Origin of the sequence: Streptomyces sp. NPDC058157, from assembly GCF_042884105.1 — a bacterium.
GTDB lineage: Bacteria > Actinomycetota > Actinomycetes > Streptomycetales > Streptomycetaceae > Streptomyces.
In genome coordinates this window covers 1-3,350 of the sequence record NZ_JBHVUQ010000234.1, presented here as the reverse complement: position 1 = coordinate 3,350, position 3,350 = coordinate 1, and the positions used below count along the sequence as shown (strand labels likewise).

Below are 3,350 nucleotides of genomic sequence, written 5' to 3'. Positions count from 1 at the left end.
TCGTGTGGCTGGTCCTCGGGGTCAGCTGGGCCGCGGGTCTCGCGGTGCGGGCGCGCCGGGCCCGGGAAGCCGACCGCGAGGCCTTCCGCACCGAACGTGCCATCGCCGAGGAACGGCTGCGGATCGCCCGCGAGTTGCACGACATCGTGTCGCACAGCCTCAGCCTGATCGCCGTGAAGGCGGGCGTGGCCGGCCATGTCGCCCCGCACCACCCCGAAGAGGCCGTGGACGCGCTGCGCGTCATCGAGCGGACCAGCCGCTCCGCGATGACCGAGATGCGGCGCACCCTGGGAGTGCTGCGCGCCGGGGCACCCCTGGGCCCGGCCCCGGGTGTCGACGCGCTTCCCGAACTGGCCGAGCAGGCACGGCGAGCCGGAGTGGCGGTCGACCTGGACGTCCGGGTCCCGGACGGCGGCCTGCCCGCCGGAGTCGCCCTGGCCGTGCACCGGATCGTCCAGGAATCCCTGACCAACGCGGTGAAGCACGCCGCCCCCGCCCGCTGCCGGGTCACGGTGGAAGCGGACACCCGCGAGGTACGGATCGACGTCGAGGACGACGGCGGACGCGGCGGTGGCGACCCGGGCGCCCGCAGCCCGTCCGGAGGGCACGGGCTGGTCGGCATGCGGGAGCGCGCGGTCATGTACGGCGGAACCTTCCGTGCGGGCCGGCGCCCCGAGGGGGGCTTCGCCGTCTCGGCCCGCCTGCCGCAGGACACCACGGGCAGGACGGGGAGCGCCTCGTGACCGACGACGCCACCCGCGTACTCGTCGTCGACGACCAGGTGCTGCTGCGGGGCTCCTTCCGGATCCTCGTCGAGAACGAGCCCGGCCTCACCGCCGTCGGAGAGGCCGGGGACGGGGCCGAAGCGGTGGAGATGGCACGCGCCCACCGGCCGGACGTGGTGCTCATGGACGTCCGGATGCCCGTCATGGACGGCATCGAGGCGACCCGGCGGATCTGCGGCTCCCCGGACACGGCCGGAGTGCGGGTGCTGATCCTGACCACCTTCGACCTCGACGAGTACGTCTACGCGGCCCTCCGCGCCGGTGCGGCGGGGTTCCTCCTCAAGGACTCCCCGCCGACGGAGGTGCTGGCCGCGATCCGCGTCGTCGCCGCGGGTGACGCGTTGCTGGCCCCGTCGGTCACCCGCCGCCTGATCCAGGAGTTCGCCGGCCGCCCCGGGCCCCTCCCGGGCCAGGGGCCTGACGGCCTGACGGGGCTCACACGACGGGAGCGCGAAGTACTGGAACTGATCGCACGGGGCCTGTCGAACGACGAGATCACCGCCCACCTCCACCTGAGCATGGGCACGATCAAGACCCACATCGGCCGCCTCCTGGCCAAACTGGCCGCCCGGGACCGCGCCCAGCTGGTGATCGCGGCCTACGAGTCCGGACTCGTGTCGCCGGACAACAGCCGGCGCGGGCGCGGGGGTTGTTCTTGAATGGTCGCTCATCTATCTTTGCCCCATGCCCAGACCTCGCGAGTTCGAGCCCGACACCGTCCTGAACGCGGCCATGCTGCGGTTCTGGGAGCGCGGGTACCGGGCGACGTCCATCGAGGATCTGGTGAAGGCGACCGGGGTGAAGCCCGGCAGTCTCTACAGCGCCTTCCCGGGCGGTAAGCACACGCTGTTCCTGAAGTCGCTGGAGCGCTACTCCAGGCTGGTCGTCCCCGAGAAGCTCGGCGAGCTGGAGGCCGCGGGGGCCTCGGTGGCCGAGATCCGCGGCTATTTCGACGGGCTGGTCCGCGACCTGCTCAGCCCCGAGGGCCGACAGGGCTGCCTGCTCGTCAACACGGCGATCGAGAAGGCCGCCGAGGACGACGAGGCGGCGGCCGTCGTCCGGGGCCACCTGGCCCGGCTCGAACGGTGCATGACCCACGCGCTGGAGAACGCCGTCCGCAGGGGCCAGGTGCGTGCCGGGCTGGACTGCGCCGGCAGCGCCAGGCTGCTGGTCGCGACCTGCCAGGGGCTGATGGTCGTCGGGAAGGCCAACCCCGACGAGGCGCTCCTGCGGGCGATCGTCGACAACGCCTTCGCCGCTCTCGGCTGACGGCGGCCACACGGGTCACGCAAGTCACACAGGTCACACAGGCCGTACGGGTCACACGCGGGCCACCGCACGCGGTGGCTCTTTTCCCGCACCAATAGTTGAATATCCGCTCAAGAATGGAGTCGAGACATGAAGGCCATAGTCATCTCCGCCCACGGTGGCCCCGAGGTACTCACCTTCACCGAACTGCCCGATCCGGTGCCCGCCGACGGCGAAGTGCTCATCCGGGTGAAGGCCTTCGGCCTCAACCACGCGGAGGCGTACATGCGCAGCGGCGCCTGGGGAGAGGTGGCGGCCGTCCCCGGGATCGAATGCGCCGGGCTGGTCGAGGCCGACCCGTCCGGCAGACTCCCCTCCGGGACCCGGGTGGTGGCGATCCTCGGCGGGATGGGCCGTACCCGCAACGGCAGCTACGCGGAACTGGTGACCGTTCCGGCGACCAACGTGGTGGCGGTGCACTCCTCGCTCGGCTGGGCCGACCTGGCCGCGGTCCCCGAGGTGTACGCGACGGCGTGGAGCGGCCTGTTCGACAACCTGGACCTGCGGCCGGGCGAGACGGTCCTGGTGCGGGGAGCGACCTCCTCGCTCGGCCAGGCCGCGGTCGGCCTCGCGGTCGACCACGGCGCGACCGTGCTCGCCACGACCCGGAACCCGGCGCACGTGCCCCTGCTGAAGGAACTCGGTGCCGACGACACGCTCATCGACGACGGCGCGCTCGCCGTCCAGGTCGGCGAGCGGGGCATCGCCGTCGACGCGGTGTTCGACGTCGTCGGCAACAAGGTCCTGCGCGACTCGCTGGCCGTGGTCCGGCCTCGCGGGCGGGTGTGCCAGCTCGGCTTCCTGGGCGGATTCGAGCCGGTGCGCGACTTCGACCCGATCGGCGACCTCCCCAGCGGGGTCCGGTTCAGCTTCTTCGGCAGCGCCTTCGTCCTGGGCACCCCCGCGTTCCCCCTCACCGACGTGCCGTTGGACCAGATCTACGACAAGATCGGCGCCGGCATCCTCCGGGCCCGTCCCACCCGGGTCTTCCGGTTCGACGAGATCGTCGAAGCCCACCGGATCATGGAAGCCGGGGCAGCCCTCGGCAAGATGGTCGTCGTCCTCGACTGAGCCCCCGCCGGGGAGGTGCTTCTGAAAGGGGTCGGCGGCAGCGGCGCCGGCGGCGGCCGGGTCCTGCGACCACTGCACGCCTGCCCCGGGCCTCAGGCCTCGATGAAGACCGCCCTGAGGGTGTGGGCGGTGTCCATGGTCACGTTGACCTGCTCGTTCGGTGCGTACTGCCGGCCGTCGTAGATC

The 3,350-nt window shown here is 72.2% G+C and carries 4 protein-coding genes; all 4 read left to right on the top strand.

Going from position 1 to position 3,350, the window contains the following annotated elements:
- Positions 1 to 743, top strand: a 743-nt coding sequence (locus tag ACFVXK_RS33710) for a sensor histidine kinase (RefSeq protein ID WP_389619531.1), incomplete at its 5' end; no start/stop codon positions are given.
- Complete coding sequence (locus ACFVXK_RS33705; protein ID WP_389619529.1) at positions 740 to 1,444, top strand: response regulator; 705 nt, start codon at positions 740 to 742, stop codon at positions 1,442 to 1,444. The genes ACFVXK_RS33710 and ACFVXK_RS33705, both read left to right, overlap by 4 nt.
- Before the next feature lie 25 nt (positions 1,445 to 1,469).
- A complete protein-coding gene (locus tag ACFVXK_RS33700) occupies positions 1,470 to 2,054 on the top strand; it encodes a TetR/AcrR family transcriptional regulator (protein WP_389619526.1) in 585 nt (194 codons plus the stop codon).
- A gap of 129 nt (positions 2,055 to 2,183) precedes the next feature.
- Positions 2,184 to 3,164 (top strand): zinc-binding dehydrogenase, encoded by a 981-nt coding sequence (locus tag ACFVXK_RS33695; RefSeq protein ID WP_389619523.1) that lies wholly within the window; start codon positions 2,184 to 2,186, stop codon positions 3,162 to 3,164.
- Positions 3,165 to 3,350: the final 186 nt, after the last annotated feature.

Bases quoted from the DNA above. Each gene is read 5' to 3' on its own strand.
- ACFVXK_RS33700 (WP_389619526.1), top strand. From the start codon at position 1,470: ATGCCCAGACCTCGCGAGTTCGAGCCCGACACCGTCCTGAACGCGGCC.
- ACFVXK_RS33695 (WP_389619523.1), top strand. From the start codon at position 2,184: ATGAAGGCCATAGTCATCTCCGCCCACGGTGGCCCCGAGGTACTCACC.